This is a genomic window from Pseudomonas purpurea, from assembly GCF_039908635.1.
In the GTDB taxonomy this organism is placed as follows: Bacteria; Pseudomonadota; Gammaproteobacteria; order Pseudomonadales; family Pseudomonadaceae; genus Aquipseudomonas; species Aquipseudomonas purpurea.
In genome coordinates, this window is sequence record NZ_CP150918.1 from 4,344,304 (window position 1) to 4,361,313 (window position 17,010).

General features: G+C 61.2%; 11 protein-coding genes and 3 pseudogenes. 5 read left to right on the top strand and 9 right to left on the bottom strand.

The window, feature by feature from the left end:
* Positions 1 to 12: 12 nt before the first annotated feature.
* The 9 genes and pseudogenes from AABM54_RS19480 to edd all read right to left on the bottom strand — a co-directional run bounded on the left by AABM54_RS19480 (position 13) and on the right by edd (position 11,165).
* Positions 13 to 1,173 carry an ABC transporter ATP-binding protein gene (locus AABM54_RS19480; protein ID WP_347901614.1) on the bottom strand — a complete coding sequence of 387 codons (1,161 nt, stop codon included), beginning with the start codon at positions 1,171 to 1,173 and terminating at the stop codon, positions 13 to 15.
* Positions 1,174 to 1,176: 3 nt separating this feature from the next.
* Positions 1,177 to 2,013: a carbohydrate ABC transporter permease gene (locus AABM54_RS19485; protein WP_347901615.1), complete on the bottom strand. Its 837-nt coding sequence runs from the start codon at positions 2,011 to 2,013 to the stop codon at positions 1,177 to 1,179.
* Positions 2,006 to 2,914: a sugar ABC transporter permease gene (locus AABM54_RS19490; RefSeq protein WP_347901616.1), complete on the bottom strand. Its 909-nt coding sequence runs from the start codon at positions 2,912 to 2,914 to the stop codon at positions 2,006 to 2,008. The genes AABM54_RS19485 and AABM54_RS19490 overlap by 8 nt, the downstream gene beginning before the upstream one ends.
* Positions 2,915 to 3,085: 171 nt before the next feature.
* A complete protein-coding gene (locus tag AABM54_RS19495; protein WP_347901617.1) occupies positions 3,086 to 4,393 on the bottom strand; it encodes an ABC transporter substrate-binding protein in 1,308 nt (435 codons plus the stop codon).
* Positions 4,394 to 4,509: 116 nt separating this feature from the next.
* Positions 4,510 to 5,769, bottom strand: coding sequence for an AGE family epimerase/isomerase (locus tag AABM54_RS19500; RefSeq protein ID WP_347901618.1), 1,260 nt, complete (start codon positions 5,767 to 5,769; stop codon positions 4,510 to 4,512).
* A gap of 242 nt (positions 5,770 to 6,011) precedes the next feature.
* Positions 6,012 to 7,481, bottom strand: a complete 1,470-nt coding sequence (locus AABM54_RS19505) for an ATP-binding protein (RefSeq protein WP_347901619.1) — start codon at positions 7,479 to 7,481, stop codon at positions 6,012 to 6,014.
* On the bottom strand, positions 7,471 to 8,202 hold the full coding sequence (locus AABM54_RS19510; RefSeq protein ID WP_347901620.1) for a response regulator transcription factor: 732 nt from the start codon (positions 8,200 to 8,202) through the stop codon (positions 7,471 to 7,473). The genes AABM54_RS19505 and AABM54_RS19510 overlap by 11 nt, the downstream gene beginning before the upstream one ends.
* Positions 8,203 to 8,381: 179 nt before the next feature.
* Positions 8,382 to 9,341, bottom strand: coding sequence for a glucokinase (locus AABM54_RS19515; RefSeq protein ID WP_347901621.1), 960 nt, complete (start codon positions 9,339 to 9,341; stop codon positions 8,382 to 8,384).
* Positions 9,338 to 11,165: pseudogene (gene edd, locus AABM54_RS19520) on the bottom strand (phosphogluconate dehydratase). The gene AABM54_RS19515 and the pseudogene edd overlap by 4 nt, the downstream one beginning before the upstream one ends.
* Positions 11,166 to 11,385: 220 nt before the next feature.
* Here edd and gap point away from each other — a divergent pair.
* The 5 genes and pseudogenes from gap to AABM54_RS19545 all read left to right on the top strand — a co-directional run bounded on the left by gap (position 11,386) and on the right by AABM54_RS19545 (position 16,918).
* Positions 11,386 to 12,387 carry a type I glyceraldehyde-3-phosphate dehydrogenase gene (gene gap / locus AABM54_RS19525; RefSeq protein ID WP_347901622.1) on the top strand — a complete coding sequence of 334 codons (1,002 nt, stop codon included), beginning with the start codon at positions 11,386 to 11,388 and terminating at the stop codon, positions 12,385 to 12,387.
* Positions 12,383 to 12,472 (top strand): annotated as a pseudogene (locus AABM54_RS19530) (methylglyoxal synthase); the annotation flags it as partial. The gene gap and the pseudogene AABM54_RS19530, both read left to right, overlap by 5 nt.
* Positions 12,473 to 12,618: 146 nt before the next feature.
* Positions 12,619 to 13,128, top strand: coding sequence for a sigma-70 family RNA polymerase sigma factor (locus AABM54_RS19535; RefSeq protein WP_347901623.1), 510 nt, complete (start codon positions 12,619 to 12,621; stop codon positions 13,126 to 13,128).
* Between the two features lie 114 nt (positions 13,129 to 13,242).
* Positions 13,243 to 14,208 carry a FecR domain-containing protein gene (locus AABM54_RS19540; protein WP_347901624.1) on the top strand — a complete coding sequence of 322 codons (966 nt, stop codon included), beginning with the start codon at positions 13,243 to 13,245 and terminating at the stop codon, positions 14,206 to 14,208.
* A 120-nt stretch (positions 14,209 to 14,328) separates the two neighbouring features.
* Positions 14,329 to 16,918, top strand: a pseudogene (locus tag AABM54_RS19545) (TonB-dependent receptor).
* Positions 16,919 to 17,010: the final 92 nt, after the last annotated feature.

Here is a 17,010-nt window from a genome sequence, read left to right on the forward strand (position 1 = left end):
CACATTGATCTCTTATCGGCCTTTGAATTGGGCGACGTTGGCTGTGTGCGACTCGGCTTTCGGCAGGCCCGCCGCCCCCAAACGCTCGCCAGTCTTGGCATCGAACAGCAGCACTTTCGATGGGTCGAATTGCAGGGTCAGGGTCTCGCCCACGGCAGGTGCCACGTCCGGTGCCAGGCGGCAGCAGACTTTGGTTTCATTCAGATTGACGAACACCAGGGTGTCCGGGCCGGTCGGCTCGGTGACCTGGACTTCGGCGCGAATGGTCGGCAAACCATTGGCCTCACCGTTCGCCAGAACGATCTGTTCCGGGCGCATGCCCAAGATCACTTCGCGATCCTCAAGACCGGCGTCCTGCATGCCCAGCGGCAACTCACAACGCGCCTGGCCACTGTCGAGCAGCGCCAGCAGGCGACCGTCCTTGCGCTGCAAGCGCAGCGGAATGAAGTTCATCGGTGGCGAACCAATGAAGCTCGCCACGAACAGGTTGGCCGGGTCGTTGTAAATCTGCTTCGGCGTACCGAACTGCTGGATGATCCCGTCCTTCATCACCGCCACTTTGTCGCCCAGGGTCATGGCTTCGATCTGGTCGTGGGTCACGTAGACCGTGGTGGTTTTCAGGCGCTGGTGCATCAGTTTCATTTCGGTGCGCATCTCGACGCGCAGCTTGGCGTCGAGGTTGGACAGCGGCTCGTCGAACAGGTAAATCTTCGGCCGCCGCGCCAACGCCCGGCCCATGGCCACGCGTTGCTGCTGGCCACCGGAGAGCTGACCGGGTTTGCGGCTGAGCAGGTGTTCGATTTGCAGCAGCTTGGCCACCCGCGCCACTTCTTCCTCGATTTCAGCGGCGGGCATTTTGCGAATCTTCAGGCCGAAGGCGATGTTGTCGCGCACGCTCATGGTCGGGTACAGCGCGTAGGACTGGAACACCATGGCGATGTCGCGATCTTTCGGGCTCATGCCGCTGATGTCGGCGTCATCCACCAGAATCGCCCCACCGCTGATGTTCTCCAGGCCGGCGATGCAGTTCATCAACGTCGACTTGCCGCAACCGGACGGGCCGACGAGGATCAGGAACTCACCGTCATCGATCTTCAGTTCGATGTTTTTCAGGGTGTCCGGCAAGCCGCTGCCGTAGGTCTTGTTGACGTTGCGTAATTCGAGAGTTGCCATGTTCTACCCCTTGACCGCGCCGGACGTCAGCCCACGCAGGAAATACTTGCCAGCGAATATGTAGACCAGCAGTGTCGGCAACCCGGCGATCATCGCCGCCGCCATGTCAACGTTGTATTCCTTGGCCCCGGTGCTGGTGTTGACCAGGTTGTTCAGGGCCACGGTGATTGGCTGGGCATCGCCGCTGGCGAAAACCACGCCGAACAGAAAGTCGTTCCAGATCTGGGTGAACTGCCAGATCAGGCAGACCATCACGATCGGAATCGACATCGGCAGCAGGATCTTCCAGAAGATCGTGAAGAAGCCCGCGCCATCCAGCCGCGCCGCCTTGACCAACGCATCCGGAATGCTCACGTAGTAGTTGCGGAAGAACAGCGTGGTGAACGCCAGGCCGTAGACAATGTGCACCAGCACCAGGCCCGTGGTGGTGTTGGCCAGGCCGAGTTTGCCCACGGTGAACGAGGCTGGCAGCAACACGGTCTGGAACGGCAGGAAGCAGCCGAACAACAGCAGACCGAAGAACAACTGCGAACCGCGAAAGCGCCACATCGACAGCACGTAGCCATTCATGGCACCGATGAACGTGGAGATCAGCACTGCCGGCACGGTGATTTTCACCGAGTTCCAGAAGTAACCACCCACGGCATCCCAGGCCTTGAACCAGCCGATCCCGTCGATCACTTGCGGCCAGCTCAGCAGGTTGCCGGTGCGGATGTCTTCCGGCGACTTGAAGCTGGTCAGCAGCATCACCACCAACGGGATCAGGTAGACCGCCGCCGCCAACAGCAACGTGGCGTAAATGGCCACGCGACTGAAGCTCAAACGCGGTTGATTAATCATGGCGTTTGCCTCGCAGCTCGGAATACAGGTACGGCACCAGAATCGCCAGGATCGCGCCGAGCATCATCATCGCGCTGGCCGAACCGATGCCCATCTGGCCACGGCTGAAGGTGAAGGAATACATGAACATCGCCGGCAGGTCGGACGAGTAGCCCGGACCGCCCGCCGTCATCGCCGCCACCAGGTCGAAGCTCTTGATCGCAATGTGCGCGAGGATCATGAAGGCGCTGAAAAACACCGGACGCAGGCTCGGCAGGACGATCTTCAAATAGATGGTCGGCAGGCTCGCGCCGTCGACCTGGGCGGCGCGAATAATCGATTGATCGACACCGCGCAAACCGGCCAGGAACATCGCCATCACAAACCCCGAGGCTTGCCACACGGCAGCGATTACCAGGCAATACACCACGCGATCCTGATCCACCAGCCAGTCCAGGCGAAAACCTTCCCAGCCCCAATCCCGCAGCATCTTGTCCAGGCCCAGGCCCGGGTTGAGCAGCCATTTCCACGCTGTACCGGTGACGATCATCGACAGCGCCATCGGGTACAGATAAATGGTGCGGATGAAGCCTTCCTTGCGGATACGCTGATCCAGCAGCACCGCCAGGAACACCCCCAGCAGCAGGCTGATGCCGATGAACATGCCGCCAAAGAGCGCGAGGTTCTTGCTCGCGACCCACCAGCGGTCGTTGTCCATCAAGCGGATGTATTGCTGCAGGCCGACCCATTTGTAGCTCGGCATGAAGCTGGAGTTGGTGAAGGACAGAATGAACGTCCAGATGATGTAGCCATAAAAACCGACCAACACGATCAACATGCTCGGCGCCAAAACCAGTTTGGGGAGCCAGCGTTGCAGCGCATCGAACGGTGAGGCTTTGCTGAAAACCGCCACAGAGCTCATCGGGATAATCCAGGTGGAGAAGTGAGAATCAGAGGGTGATCCCGTGCCGTGTGGGAGCGAGCTTGCTCGCGATAGCGGTGTAACAGTCGACATCTCTTTTGAATGTCAGCCAGCTATCGCGAGCAAGCTCGCTCCCACAGGGGGAACTCACTCAGGTAGATGCCGCAGGGATTACTGGGCGGCTTTGACGGCCGATGCCAGTTGGGCGCTGGCCTTGGCCGGGTCTGCGTCCTTGTCGTTCATGAAGTTGGTCACCACATCGAAGATCGCACCCTGCACGGCCAGGGAAGTGGCCATGTTGTGCGCCATGCTCGGTTGCAGGCCGCCGGTCTTCTCGTCCGCCAGGAAGTCCTTGGCCGAGGCCTGGGCGCACGAATCGAAGCCCGACGCGCTCATGTCGTTGAGCATGTCGGTACGCACCGGGATCGAACCTTTGTTGATGCTGAAGACCTTCTGGAAGTCTTTGCCCAGCGCGACCTTGGCCAGGTCCTGTTGAGCGGCGATGTCGCCTTTGCGATCAGCCTTGAGCTTGAACACGGCGAGGGAGTCGATGTTGTAGGTGAAGGCTTTTTCGGTGCCCGGGAACGGCACGCACTGGTAGTCCTTGCCGGCCACTTTGTGCGCGGCAGTCCACTCGCTCTTGGCCCAGTCGCCCATCATCTGCATGCCGGCCTTGCCGTTGATCACGTCGGCAGCGGCGATGTTCCAGTCACGCCCCGCCCGGTTGGGGTCCATGTAACCAGTGAGCTTTTTCAGCTCGGTGAAGGACTTGACCATCTCGGGGCCCGAGAGGGTTTTCTGGTCCAGGTCGACCAGGGCTTTTTTGTAGCCATCCGCGCCCATGACCGAGAGCACCACGTCTTCAAACACGGTGCTGTCCTGCCACGGCTGGCCGCCGTGAGCCAGGGCAATGAAGCCGGCAGCCTTCAGCTTGTCGCCAGCGGCATAGAATTCTTCGAGGGTGGTCGGGGCTTTTTCGATGCCGGCTTTCTTGAAGACTTCCGGGTTGATCCACAACCAGTTGACCCGGTGAATGTTCACCGGCACCGCCACGTAGTCACCCTCGTACTTGACGGTGTCGGCGACTTTCCTCGACAGCAGGCCGTCCCAGTTTTCCGCTTTGGAAACGTCCTTCAAGGCATCGGTGCTGAGCAGGCCAGTGCTGCCCCACTCCTGGATATCCGGGCCCTTGATTTGTGCAACGCCTGGCGGGTTACCCGCAACGGCGCGGCTCTTGAGTACGGTCATCGCCGTAGAGCCACCGCCGCCGGCGACCGCACCGTCCTTCCAGGTGAAGCCGTCTTTTTCGACTTGAGCCTTGAGGACATCGACCGCTGCTTTTTCGCCACCCGACGTCCACCAGTGCACGACTTCCACGGAACCTTTGGAATCGGCGGCAAGGGCACTGAGGGGAAATGCAGTCAGGGGAAACAATGAGGCGAGAGAAATGACAGTGGCGAGGCGAGAAATCGCATTCATCTGAAGTACCTTTCTTGTTGTTATGCATGCAAGTCTGGTGCTTGCGCTGCAAAAGAGTTTAAACAGCGTAGTCCACCTCGCAGGTAACGAAGCGACGGTGAAATGTCACCGCATGGTTACATAAGTGCCGGGCTAGACACCTGGGCCAATGCCCAGGCCATGCTTGGCGCCAACGGCAAGCGCGGAATCAGCACGGCTTGCCAGGCGTGATAGAGGTCCGGTTTACCGCCCCAGATCTCGGCGCTCGGGCGGTTTTGCGGGTCGAGTTCGTGATGCCAACTGCCGTGAGTCCGGTCGATCAGCCAAGTTTCGCTGTATTCCCAAAAGCGCCGATACCAGGTTTCGTACTGCGCCTCGCCGGTACGCTTGAGCAAGGCGCTGGCGGCAGCACTCGCTTCGCAGTGAACCCAGTGCAAGCGCTGGCGCACGACCGGGCGATGGCTCCAGTCGAGGGTGTAGACGATGCCCGGCGCGCCATCGACTTCCCAGCCGTGCCGACAGTTGCTCTCGAAGAGTTTTTGCGCGTCGACCGAAAGCCAGCCCGGAGTAAGCATGCCCACTTGCACCCGCGCCGCTTCCAGGTGCAGCAACAACCGCGCCCACTCGAAACCATGGCCCGGCGTGGTGCCGTAAGGGCGAAAACCGTCGGTGGGGTTGTCGTGGTTGTACTCAGGCAGTGGCTGCCAGCCTTGATCGAAATGCTCAACAACCTGGTAGTCGCTGGCGACCGCGTGACCGTGAATCACCCGTTCGACGATTCGCAGTGCGCGGCTCAGCCAGCGGTTGTCCTGGGTGACATCGGCCAGCGCGAGAAACGCTTCGGTGGCGTGCATGTTGCTGTTGGCGCCGCGATAAGCTTCCTCGATGCTCCAGTCACGGTTGAAGGACTCGCGCACCGCGCCCTCCTCCTCGCTCCAGAAATGCGCCTCGATGATCGCGATTGCATCGTTGAGCAAAGCCTGGGCACCGGGCCTCTGGGCAACCACCGCCGAACTGGCCGCCAGCGCCACGAACGCATGCAGATACGCGGCTTTACCGGTATCGCCATCGCAGTGTTCGGGCGCGGCGAACCAACCGCCGAATTCGGCGTCACGTAGCGGACCGTTGAGGGCTTTGATGCCGTGATCCACCAGTCCGGCAAACCCAGGCAAGCCCTGAATATGTGCCAAGGCGAAGCTGTGGGTCATACGGGCGGTGTTCAGGGTGTGGGCCTGGGCATCGGCCGGCAGTTGACCGTGTTCGTCCAGATGGCCGAAGCCCTCGGGCAGCTTCGACGCTTTGGCGAATGCCAGCAGGCGCAAGCCTTCGTCGGCCAGCCATTGTTGATGGGCAGGCGCGTTCAGCCAACTGCTGAATGCAGGTTGGAAGGTGTTCATGGCATACCTTTTTTGTTGTTATGACTGGAGGGCAGTCTAAACAACGGGCGATGGCCGGCAGGTAACGAAGGGGGCGAGTTATGTCACTGACTAGTGACATTCATCCAAATTCAGTGGTGAGTGATGTCTTGTGGCGAGGGGGCTTGCCCCCGTTGGACTGCGCTGCAGTCCCATTCTCTTTGCGGAAAAAAAGGGGGGGGGTGCTTCGCACCCCAGCGGGGGCAAGCCCCCTCGCCACAGGGTTAATCAACACTGCGAGGCAGTTGCAACGTTACCCTCAATCCGCCCTCTCGCAAATTCTGCAAACTGACTTCCCCGCCATGGCTATGGGCAATGTTGCGCGCAATGCCCAGCCCCAACCCATAACCCTGCTGCTGGCCCGCCAGGCGAAAGTGCGGTTCGAAGACTTGCTCCAGGCGCTGTTGCGGAACCCCTGGGCCTTCGTCGTCGACGTGCAGAATGAAGGCACTGTGATCGTCGTCGATGTGCAAATGGGCGTTCTGCCCGTACTTCAGAGCGTTGTCGATCAGGTTGCCGATGCAGCGCTTGAGCGCCAGAGGCTTGCCGGGATATGGCGCCAGCGCCCGGCCCTGTTGGGTCACGCGGCCATTGCCGTGGGGCGCCAGATACGGCTCGACCAGACAATCGAGCACATGGTTGAGGTCCACCGGCTCGATGTTCTCGTGAATATCGGTGTCCTTGACGCACTGCAACGCGCCTTTGACCAGCAACTCCAACTCGTCCAGATCACGGCCAAACTTGGCTTGCAGTTGTTCGTCTTCGAGCAATTCGACCCGCAGCCGCAACCGCGTGATCGGCGTGCGCAAATCATGGGAAATAGCGCTGAACAACTGGCTGCGCTCGGTCAGGTAACGGCTGATGCGCTCGCGCATCGCATTGAATGCACGCCCGACTTCGACCACTTCACTGCCGCCGCCCTCGGCCACCGGCTCGACCTCGGCGCCCAGCGACATGTCCCGTGCGGCCCGCGCCAGACGCTTGAGCGGACGACTCTGCCAATGCACCAGCAAGCCGATGAACAGCAGCAGAAAACCGCTGGTGAGCACGATGAACCAGACCTGCTGCGCCGGCAAACCTTGTTCTTCGAGGCTGGTGTAGGGCTCGGGCAAGAGCGAGGCGATGTACAGCCATTCACCCTTGGCCAGTTTGATCTGGGTGACCAGCACCGGTGGGTTGACCGGTTCCAGGGTCAACGCGTAGTGCGCCCATGAGCGTGGCAATTCATCGAGTTTCAGGCCACCGTTGAAGATGCGCAGATCCTCGGGGCTGACGAAGGTCACCGAGATATCGACATCGTTGCCCAGGGACGTGCGCAGGACTTCCTCCACCGCTTCCAGCACCGCTTGCTTGCGCGGCGTCGCGGGCAGCACCTCCATGCCCAACGGTTTGTCGTTGAGGGTCACGACGAAACGAGTGCCCCCCATGCTGCGCAATTGGTCGAGCACCAGGGGTCGATAGGCCACCGGCAAGGAGCGAAAGTAACTGACGCTGGCGGTCATCGAATGGGCCAGGCTGCGGGCGGCGGTGACCAGGCCTTCCAACTGCGTGGCGCGCAATTGCGAAACCCAGATCACACTCGACAGCGCCTGGGCAAACAGCACCACCAGCAGGGTCAGCAGCAACATCCGCCCGAGCAGCGAACGCGGCACCGGCACTCGCCGAATCAGCCGGGCGAAGGCCTCAGTGACCATTGCTGGCGACCACGTTGGCGGCCAGTTGATAGCCGCTGCCGCGCACCGTGCGGATCAGGCGCGGGGGTTTTTCGGTATCGCGCAGACGCTGGCGCAAACGGCTGACGGCCATGTCGACGATGCGATCGAGCGGCATCAGGTCGCGGCCACGGGTGGCGTTGCCGATGGTGTCGCGGTCGAGGATTTCCTGAGGGTGATCGAGGAACAGTTTGAGCAGGGCGAAATCGGCGCCAGACAGAATCACTTCCTCGCCGTCGCTGTGAAACAAGCGGTGGCTGACCATGTCCAGGCGCCACTCATCGAACGCCAGCACTTCGCCGCCGGAGCGCTCCTGACCGAACTGCGCACGGCGCAGCAAGGCCTTGATCCGTGCCTGTAGTTCGCGTGGGCTGAAGGGTTTGCCAAGGTAATCGTCGGCGCCCAGTTCCAGACCAATGACCCGGTCGGCTTCGTCGGAACTGGCGGTGAGCATGATGATCGGCACCTGGGCCTGACGCGGGTGCTGGCGAACCCAGCGGCACAGGCTGAAGCCGTCTTCATCCGGCAGCATCACGTCGAGGATCACCAGGTCGCTGGGCGCCTCGTTCAGCGCCTGACGAAACCCTGCGCCATCAGGCGTAGTGCGCACCTGGAAACCGGCGCGGCTGAGGTAGGTGTCCAGCAACTCGCGTATCTCTTGATCGTCATCGACCAACAAAATCGACTTGTTGACTGAGCTCACAGGGCGGCGTCCTTGTTGTTATGGATGGGGCGGATTATGCCTGATGCACCATTTTTACAAACACTACAAAACTACTGTGGGAGCGAGCTTGCTCGCGATAGGGCCATCACATTCAACATCTTCGTTGACTGAGACACCGCCATCGCGAGCAAGCTCGCTCCCACATGGTTTCTCACTTTTCAGATTGGAATAGACTGGTCGAGCGCCACACCCGCGCCAGTCAAACCGGAATACGGCGCGGTGACCAGCCACACCGGAATGCCCTTGAAATACTCGCTCATGCAGCCCTTGTCGGCGAAGCATCGGGCGAAACCGCTTTGCAGGAAGAAGTCGGCAAACCGCGGAATCACCCCGCCGACGATGTACACACCGCCGCGAGCGCCCGTGGTCAACACGTTATTGCCGGCCACGCGACCGAGCCAGCAGCAGAACTGCTCCAGCACTTCCAGGGCAATCGGGTCGCCGGCAAGGCCTGCGGCGGTGATCGCCTCCGGGGTGTCGAGCCGCGGTTCATGCCCGTCCACCGCGCAGATCGCCCGGTAGACGCGCGGCAAACCGCTGCCGCTGAGTGCGGTTTCGGCGCTGACGTGACCGATTTCGTTGTAGATGTGCTGCCACAGCTGGGTTTCACGCGGGCTGCTCAGCGGCAGGTCGACATGCCCGCCCTCGCCCGGCAATGCTGCCCAACGACCTTCGCCGAGGTCCAGCAAAGTGCCCACGCCCAGGCCCGTGCCGGGGCCGATCACCACCGCCGGGCGCATCGGCTCCGGCATGCCTTCGCACACCACCCGATACTCGTCCGGTTGCAGGCGCGTCATGCCCAGCGCCATGGCCGAGAAGTCGTTGACCAACAACAACTGATCAACCTGCAAGGTCTGGCAGAACGCCTTGCGACTCAGCCGCCAGTGGTTGTTGGTGAATTTGAATTCATCGCCACTGACGGGGCCGGCCACCGACAGGCACACTGCGCCAATCGAGCCGGGCTTGAGGCCGAGCTCTGTCAGGTAGACGCCAATGGCCTCCTCCGGGCTGGCGTGGTCCGCCGTCGCCAGCACCTGGATCGACGCCAGTTGCTGGTCTTTCCACAACGCAAAACGCGCGTTGGTCCCGCCAATATCACCGACCAGGGCCAGTTTCACTTAAGCGTCTCCAGGGCAGAGGTAAAGGCGCTGGCGCCCTGCTCTGCCGAGCTGAAGGCCATGCGCATGAAGCCAAACAGTTCGCGGCCGCTGCCAACGTTGTTGCCCAGCAAGCCCTTGGCAGGTTCGCGGGCGGCAAATTCGTCATCATCGACCATCAGCTGCAAGGTGCCGTTGGCACCATCGACGCGGATGATATCGCCCTCTTGCACCCGTGCCAAAGCACCGCCAACGAAGGCTTCGGGGCTGACGTGAATCGCCGCCGGGATTTTCCCCGAGGCGCCGGACATCCGCCCGTCAGTCACCAAGGCGACCTTGAAGCCGCGGTCCTGCAACACGCCCAGGAACGGAGTCATTTTGTGCAGCTCCGGCATGCCGTTGGAGCGCGGTCCCTGGAAGCGCATTACCGCGACAAAGTCCTTCTCCAGCAGACCGGCCCTTGAAGGCGTCCGCCAGGTCTTGCTGATCCTGGAACACCATCGCGGGCGCCTCGACCACTTGATGCTCCGGTGCCACCGCCGAGACTTTCATCACGCCACGCCCCAGGTTGCCTTCCATCACTCGTAGGCCACCTTCCGGCGAGAACGCCCGGGCGACAGGACGCAGGATGTTTTCATCAAGGCTCTCGACCGGACCTTCGCGCCACACCAGCTTGCCGTTATCGAGGAACGGTTCCTGGGTGTAACGGCTCAGGCCGTGACCGAGAACCGTGTTGACGTTTTCATGAAGCAGCCCGGCTTCCAGCAGTTCGCGGATCAGGAACGACATGCCGCCCGCTGCCTGGAAGTGGTTGATGTCGGCTTTACCGTTCGGGTAGACGTGGCTCAGGGTCGGCACCACCTCGGAGAGGTCGGCCATGTCCTGCCAGGTCAGTTGAATGCCCGCCGCCATGGCGATGGCCGGCATGTGCAGGGTGTGGTTGGTCGAGCCGCCCGTGGCGTGCAACGCAACAATCGAGTTGACCAGCGAGCGCTCGTCGACGATTTCGCCGATGGGCATGAAACTGCCGCTTTGCTTGGTCAGGCGGGTGACCTGGTGCGCCGCTTCGCGGGTCAGTGCATCGCGCAGCGGGGTGTTCGGGTTGACGAAGGACGCGCCGGGCAAGTGCAGGCCCATGACTTCCATCAGCAACTGGTTGGTATTGGCGGTGCCGTAGAAGGTGCAGGTGCCGGGGCTGTGATAGGACTTCATCTCCGATTCCAGCAACTCTTCACGGGTGGCTTTGCCTTCGGCGTAACGCTGGCGCACGTCGGCTTTCTGCTTATTGGAAATGCCCGAGACCATCGGCCCGCCCGGCACGAAAATCGTCGGCAGGTGACCGAAGCGCAGTGCGCCCATCATCAGGCCCGGCACGATCTTGTCGCAGATGCCCAGCATCAGCGCGCCGTCGAACATGTTGTGGGACAACGCCACCGCCGTCGACAGCGCGATCACTTCACGGCTCGGCAGGCTCAGTTCCATGCCCGGCTCGCCCTGGGTCACGCCATCGCACATGGCGGGAGTACCGCCGGCGAACTGACCGACCGAGCCGATTTCGCGCAAGGCTTCCTTGATCTGTTGCGGGAAGACTTCGTAGGGCTGGTGCGCCGAGAGCATGTCGTTATAAGACGAAACAATTGCCACGTTGGCCGCGTTCATCATCCGCAGGCTGTTCTTGTCGTCGGTACCGCATCCGGCCACGCCATGGGCGAAGTTGGCACATTGCAGCTTGCCGCGCATCGGGCCGTCACTGGCGGCGCCGCGAATCAATGCAAGGTAGGCCTCACGCGTAGCGCGACTACGAGTGATAAGCCGTTCGGTGACCTCAAGAACGCGGGGATGCATGTGTAGAACTCCAGGCTAACGGATGTGGCGACCTGATTGTCTATGCGGGTCAAAAGCCGTTGTTGTTGGAATGACAGACGGTTTTCTTGACCACTCGGACCAGTTGATTCAGGTCACTCGTTGTAGATAAAACAAAATACTGCCACTAAAAAGGCTTGTTTTCTATTTTTATGCGAATAATCTTGTAATTCCAACAACAAAACGACGGCGGCGCTGTTAAATGACTCTTCGTATCGCAATCAATGGTTTTGGCCGCATTGGCCGTAACGTCCTGCGCGCACTGTATACCCAAGGCTATCGTCAGGATTTGCAGATCGTCGCCATCAACGATCTGGGCGACAGTTCGATGAACGCCCACCTGCTCAAGTACGACACCGTGCACGGCACGTTCGATGCCGACGTGCAGCACGACCAGGAAAGCCTGACCGTCAACGGCGACCGTATTTCGGTCAGCGCCATTCGCAACCCCGCCGAGTTGCCATGGGCCGCCGAGAAGGTCGACGTGGTGTTCGAATGCACCGGCCTGTTCACCGACCGTACCAAAGCCGCCGCCCATATTACGGCCGGCGCACGTAAAGTGATTATCTCGGCACCGGCCAAAGGCGCCGATGCCACCATCGTGTACGGGGTCAACCACGACATTCTGCGTTCGTCGCACCAGATCATTTCCAACGCATCGTGCACCACCAACTGCCTGGCCCCGGTCGCTCAAGTGCTGCACCGCGAACTGGGCATCGAAAGCGGCCTGATGACCACCATCCACGCCTACACCAACGACCAGAACCTGACCGACGTTTATCACAGCGACCCGTACCGCGCCCGTTCGGCCACCCAGAACATGATCCCGAGCAAGACCGGCGCCGCTGAAGCCGTCGGCCTGGTGCTGCCGGAACTGGCAGGCAAACTGACCGGCATGGCCGTTCGCGTGCCGGTGATCAACGTGTCGCTGGTGGACCTGACTGTGCAGCTCAAGCGCGAGACCACCGCCGAAGAGGTCAACGCACTGCTCAAGCACGCAAGCCAGCACTCCAAAGTCCTGGGCTACAACACCTTGCCGCTGGTCTCCAGTGACTTCAATCACAACCCGCTGTCGTCGATCTTCGACGCCAACCACACCAAAGTCAGCGGCAAGCTGCTCAAGGTGCTGGCCTGGTACGACAACGAATGGGGCTTCTCCAACCGCATGCTCGATAACTGCCTGGCCCTGTGCAACGCCGAATAAGGCCCGGCATGAGCGGGTCGCCACTGGCACTCCCGGGATGCTGCTTTCGCAGCGCCTCGGCTTGCCGGTGGAGAGCATGATAGCGGCCCAAAGATGAATCAATCGCCCGCGTATCGAACCCACGATTACCCGGCATGGCGGCTAGAGCGGAAGTAATTCTCACACGAAGCACTTGACCTTTCCTACAGATGATAAGCATTATCATTCGCTTGAAATGGATCAGGTCCTATTGTGAGTCAGTCACAGTTCAATCATGTCTTCCTCGCTCAACGGGTGTCGCTGCTGCGCACTCTGGAGCGCATGGTCAACAACCACAGCACCGCCGAAGACCTGTTGCAGGAAACCTACCTGCGGGTCACCCGTGCGTTGAGTGAACGGGCGATCGATCACCTGGAACCCTTCGTTTTCCAAACCGCCCGCAACCTGGCGCTGGACCATCTGCGCGCCCGGCGCATTCAGTCCCGAACGATGCTTGAAGACGTTCCCCTGGACGTCGTGCAGAGCATCGCCGCGCCGCTCAGCAGTGCCGAGGACGCCGCCCATGCCGAACAGTTGCTCGAACGCTTGAACTTAAGCCTCAACCAACTCAGCCCACGCCAACAGCAGATCTTCATCCTCAGCCGCCTGCACGGTCATAGCTATCTGGAGATCGCCGAAAAACTCGGCGTTTCCCTGAGCACCGTGCAAAAAGACCTGAAGCTGATCATGGCGATCTGCGTCGGCGTCGTCGAACGCTGCTAGCCCCAGGCTTTCAACCCAAGACACACACAAGACTTGAAGCCTGTGACTTTAAGCGTGAAGCTTGCCGCTTGAACTTATGAAACAGCCGTGCGCAGACACAGCCGAGGTACAACCGTGACGGACATCCACCACTCCCAATCGCCCACCCCGGCGCGGGACTCCGCCAGCGCCATGGATCAGGCATTGGACTGGCTGATCGTGCTGGAAGATCCGAGCGAAGAACACACCCGGCAGTTCCACGAATGGCTGGCCGCCGACCCGCTGCACGCAGACGCCTTCGCCAAGGCCCAGGCGATCTGGGACAGCCCGCAGCTTGCTCAATGCGCCCAGCAGTTGAGCGTGAAAACCTCCAGGAAACCCGCCCTCGCACGCCTGCGTCCGCACTGGAAACCTTTGGCCACCGCCGCAGTGCTGATCATCGGGCTGTTCAGCTTCAGTAACCTGCCGATGCGGATCCAGGCCGATCACCTGACCGTGGTGGGTGAACGCCAGCGCCTGCAACTGGAGGACGGCTCCAAGGTCCTGCTCAATACCAACTCGGCGTTTTCCAGCACCATCAATGACCAGCAACGCGTTGCCCGGTTGTTTCAGGGCGAGGCGTTTTTCGAGGTGCCGGGCAATCGAGGCCTGCCGCTGGAAATCGATGCCGGCCCGGTCAAGGCCAGCGTGCGCGACACTGCGTTTGCCGTGCGCTACCTCGACGGCGTGGCGCAAGTGCGGGTGCAGCGCGGCGATGTCGACCTGCGCGCCACCCATGATGACGCCCGCGTGCGGTTGTCTGCCGGGGAAAGCATCCGCATCGGCCCCAACGGTTTCGACCAGCCGGCCAGGCTCGATGCCAACACCGACCTGGCGTGGGTCCAGGGCCGACTGGTGTTCGAGAACTGTCCGTTGAGCCAGGTGCTGGCCGAACTGGGGCGCTACTACCCAGGGTGGATCATCAACAACAACGAGCGCCTGGCCGACGTTGCCGTGACGGGCAATTATCGTCTCGATCAGCCGCTGGATGTCGTGCGTTCACTGGCCCACATCACCTCGGCGCGCCTTCAGGAATTCCCGGCGCTGGTGATCCTGAACTAAATGAGAATTATTTTTACTCGATAGCCATCCACCGTACGTCTCGTTATAGCCAATGCAACTGATTCGCATCTTTGATGCCGATCTGCACCTATAAGATTCGTGCGACACGGAGCACTATCGATGTCCTCTCGCCTCAACAGCCGGTCCTTCTCACCTTCCGCCCGCGTGCAAAACTGCACCCTGTCCTTGCTGACCGCCGCCATTCTGCTGGCGGGTGCGCACGCTGCACCGGTCATGGCCGCCTCTGCTGCCCAGCAACCGAGCCGCAACATGGGCGATTACACCTTCGCCATTGCCCAGCAACCGCTGGTGTCCGCCCTGAATGACTTCACCCGCGTGACGGGTTGGCAAGTCGGCCTGCCGGCGGCATTGGGCCAAGGCGTGGCCTCGCCGGGCGTGCACGGCTCGTTGAGCCCAGAGAAAGCCCTGGATCGCCTGTTGGTGGGGACCAACCTGAGCTACCGCAAACTGGGCAACAACAATATCGTCCTGGAAAAACGCACCGTCGGCGGCACCCTCGCCCTGCAACAGGTGACCATCAGCGCCACCCGTCAGGAGCAGGACGTGAGCAGCGTGCCGAGCACCGTCACCGTGCACACCCGCGATGAACTGGACCGCAACAACGTTAATAACATCAAGGAACTGGTGCGCTATGAACCGGGTGTTTCGGTCGGCGGCACCGGCACCCGTGGCGGCATCAGCGGCTACAACATTCGCGGCATCGACGGTGACCGGATCCTGACCCAGGTCGACGGCGTCGAGATTCCCAACGGTTTCTTCAACGGCCCTTACGCCAAGACCCAGCGCAATTACGTCGACCCGGAAATCATCAAACGCGTGGAGATCCTCCGGGGTCCGGCCTCGGTGTTGTACGGCAGCAACGCCATCGGTGGCGCGGTCAGCTACTTCACCCTCGACCCGGACGACATCATCAAGCCTGGCCAGGACGTTGGCGCCCGCCTGAAAACCGGCTACAGCTCCGCCGACAACAGTTGGCTCAAATCCGCCACCGTCGCGGGCCGCGTCGAGCAGTTCGACGGCTTGCTGCACCTGAGCCAGCGCGACGGCCATGAAACCGACTCGTACGGCAACAATCATGGCACCGGCCCTGGACCGTACCGCCGCCAACCCGGAAGACGTGCGCACCACCAACGTGCTGGCCAAACTGGGCTGGAACTACGCCGACGACGCGCGCCTGGGCCTGACCTACGAGAAGTACAAGGACGACCGCGACACCAACCAGCGAAGCGCTGTCGGTGGCCCGTTCAACAACGGCCAGCCGCTGGGCATGTACCGTTCACGCACCGGTAACGACACCGTCACCCGCGAGCGTTTCGGCCTGCAAAACAGCTTCGGCCTCGATTCGCTGCTCGCCGACCACGTCAAGTGGAGCCTCAACTACCAGATCGCCAAGACCGACCAGAGCACCCTGGAAAACTATTTCCCGTTCAGCCGCAACGTCATGCGCAGCCGCGAAACCCTCTATGAGGAAAAACAGTGGGTGCTCGATGCCCAACTGGACAAGGCGTTCAGCGTGGGTGACACCGAGCACCTGCTGACTTACGGCGCCACCGTCAAACACGAGAAAGTCACCGGCTCGCGCCGTGGTTCCGGCACGTGCCTGGCGGTGGGCCGTGGCTGTACGGCGATCGGCGCTGTCAGCCCTGGCGATGCGCTGAAGAAATCCAGCGACTTCCCGGACCCGACCATCAATACCTACAGCCTGTTCGCCCAGGATCAGATCAGCTGGAACAACTGGACCTTCCTGCCGGGCCTGCGCTACGACTACACCCAGCTCAAGCCACACATCACCCAGGAATTCCTCAACACCGTGGCCCCCGACGGCAAAGGCGCGGTCAGCGACGAGAACAAGACCTGGCACCGCGTTTCGCCCAAGTTCGGCCTGACCTACGCCCTGACCGAAAACTACACTTGGTACGGCCAGTACGCCGAAGGCTTCCGCACCCCGAGCGCCAAAGCGCTGTACGGCCGCTTTGAGAACAGCACCACCGGTTACAGCGTGGAGCCGAACCCGAACCTGGAACCGGAAAAAAGCAAAAGCTACGAGACCGGCCTGCGTGGCAACTTCGAGTCCGGCAACTTCGATGTGGCGGTGTTCTATAACAAGTACCGCGATTTCATCAACGAAGACGCCGTGTCGCCGGGCTACAACGAGCTGACGTTCCAGAGCAACAACATCAAGCACGCCACCATCAAGGGCGTCGAGTTCAAGGGTCGCCTGAACCTCGACACCTTCGGTGCGCCACAAGGTCTCTACACCCAGGGCTCGCTGGCCTATGCCTACGGTCGCAACAACGACACCGGCGAACCGCTCAATGCCGTCAACCCGCTGACCGGCGTGCTGGGCCTGGGTTACGACCAGGACAATTACGGTGCCTTGCTCAGCTGGACACTGGTCAAGAAGAAAGACCGCGTCGACAGCAGCACCTTCAAGTCGCCGGACGGCGCCAGCAGCCAGTTCAAGACGCCGGGCTACGGCATTCTCGACCTGAGCGGGTTCTACAAGGTCACCGATGACGTGACTGTCAGCGCGGGCGTGTACAACCTGACCGACAAGAAATACTGGCAGTGGGACAACGTGCGCGGCTACGACAGCGTCGGCGAAGCCGCTGTGCTCAGCCCGGCGAACCTCGACCGCTTGACCGAGCCGGGTCGTAACTTCGCCATCAACCTGGTCTGGGACATCTAAGGCCGATGCCTCGCTGCGTTCTTTTATTCAGAACGCAGTGAGGATTTTTTACTGTGCCGCGTCTTCTAGTTCGTCTAGTTACAAAGTGCATC

Excerpts from the sequence above, each read along its gene's own strand:
- AABM54_RS19480 (WP_347901614.1), bottom strand. The coding sequence starts at position 1,173 with ATGGCAACTCTCGAATTACGCAACGTCAACAAGACCTACGGCAGCGGC.
- AABM54_RS19485 (WP_347901615.1), bottom strand. The coding sequence starts at position 2,013 with ATGATTAATCAACCGCGTTTGAGCTTCAGTCGCGTGGCCATTTACGCC.
- AABM54_RS19490 (WP_347901616.1), bottom strand. The coding sequence starts at position 2,914 with ATGAGCTCTGTGGCGGTTTTCAGCAAAGCCTCACCGTTCGATGCGCTG.
- AABM54_RS19495 (WP_347901617.1), bottom strand. The coding sequence starts at position 4,393 with ATGAATGCGATTTCTCGCCTCGCCACTGTCATTTCTCTCGCCTCATTG.
- AABM54_RS19500 (WP_347901618.1), bottom strand. The coding sequence starts at position 5,769 with ATGAACACCTTCCAACCTGCATTCAGCAGTTGGCTGAACGCGCCTGCC.
- AABM54_RS19505 (WP_347901619.1), bottom strand. The coding sequence starts at position 7,481 with ATGGTCACTGAGGCCTTCGCCCGGCTGATTCGGCGAGTGCCGGTGCCG.
- gap (WP_347901622.1), top strand. The coding sequence starts at position 11,386 with ATGACTCTTCGTATCGCAATCAATGGTTTTGGCCGCATTGGCCGTAAC.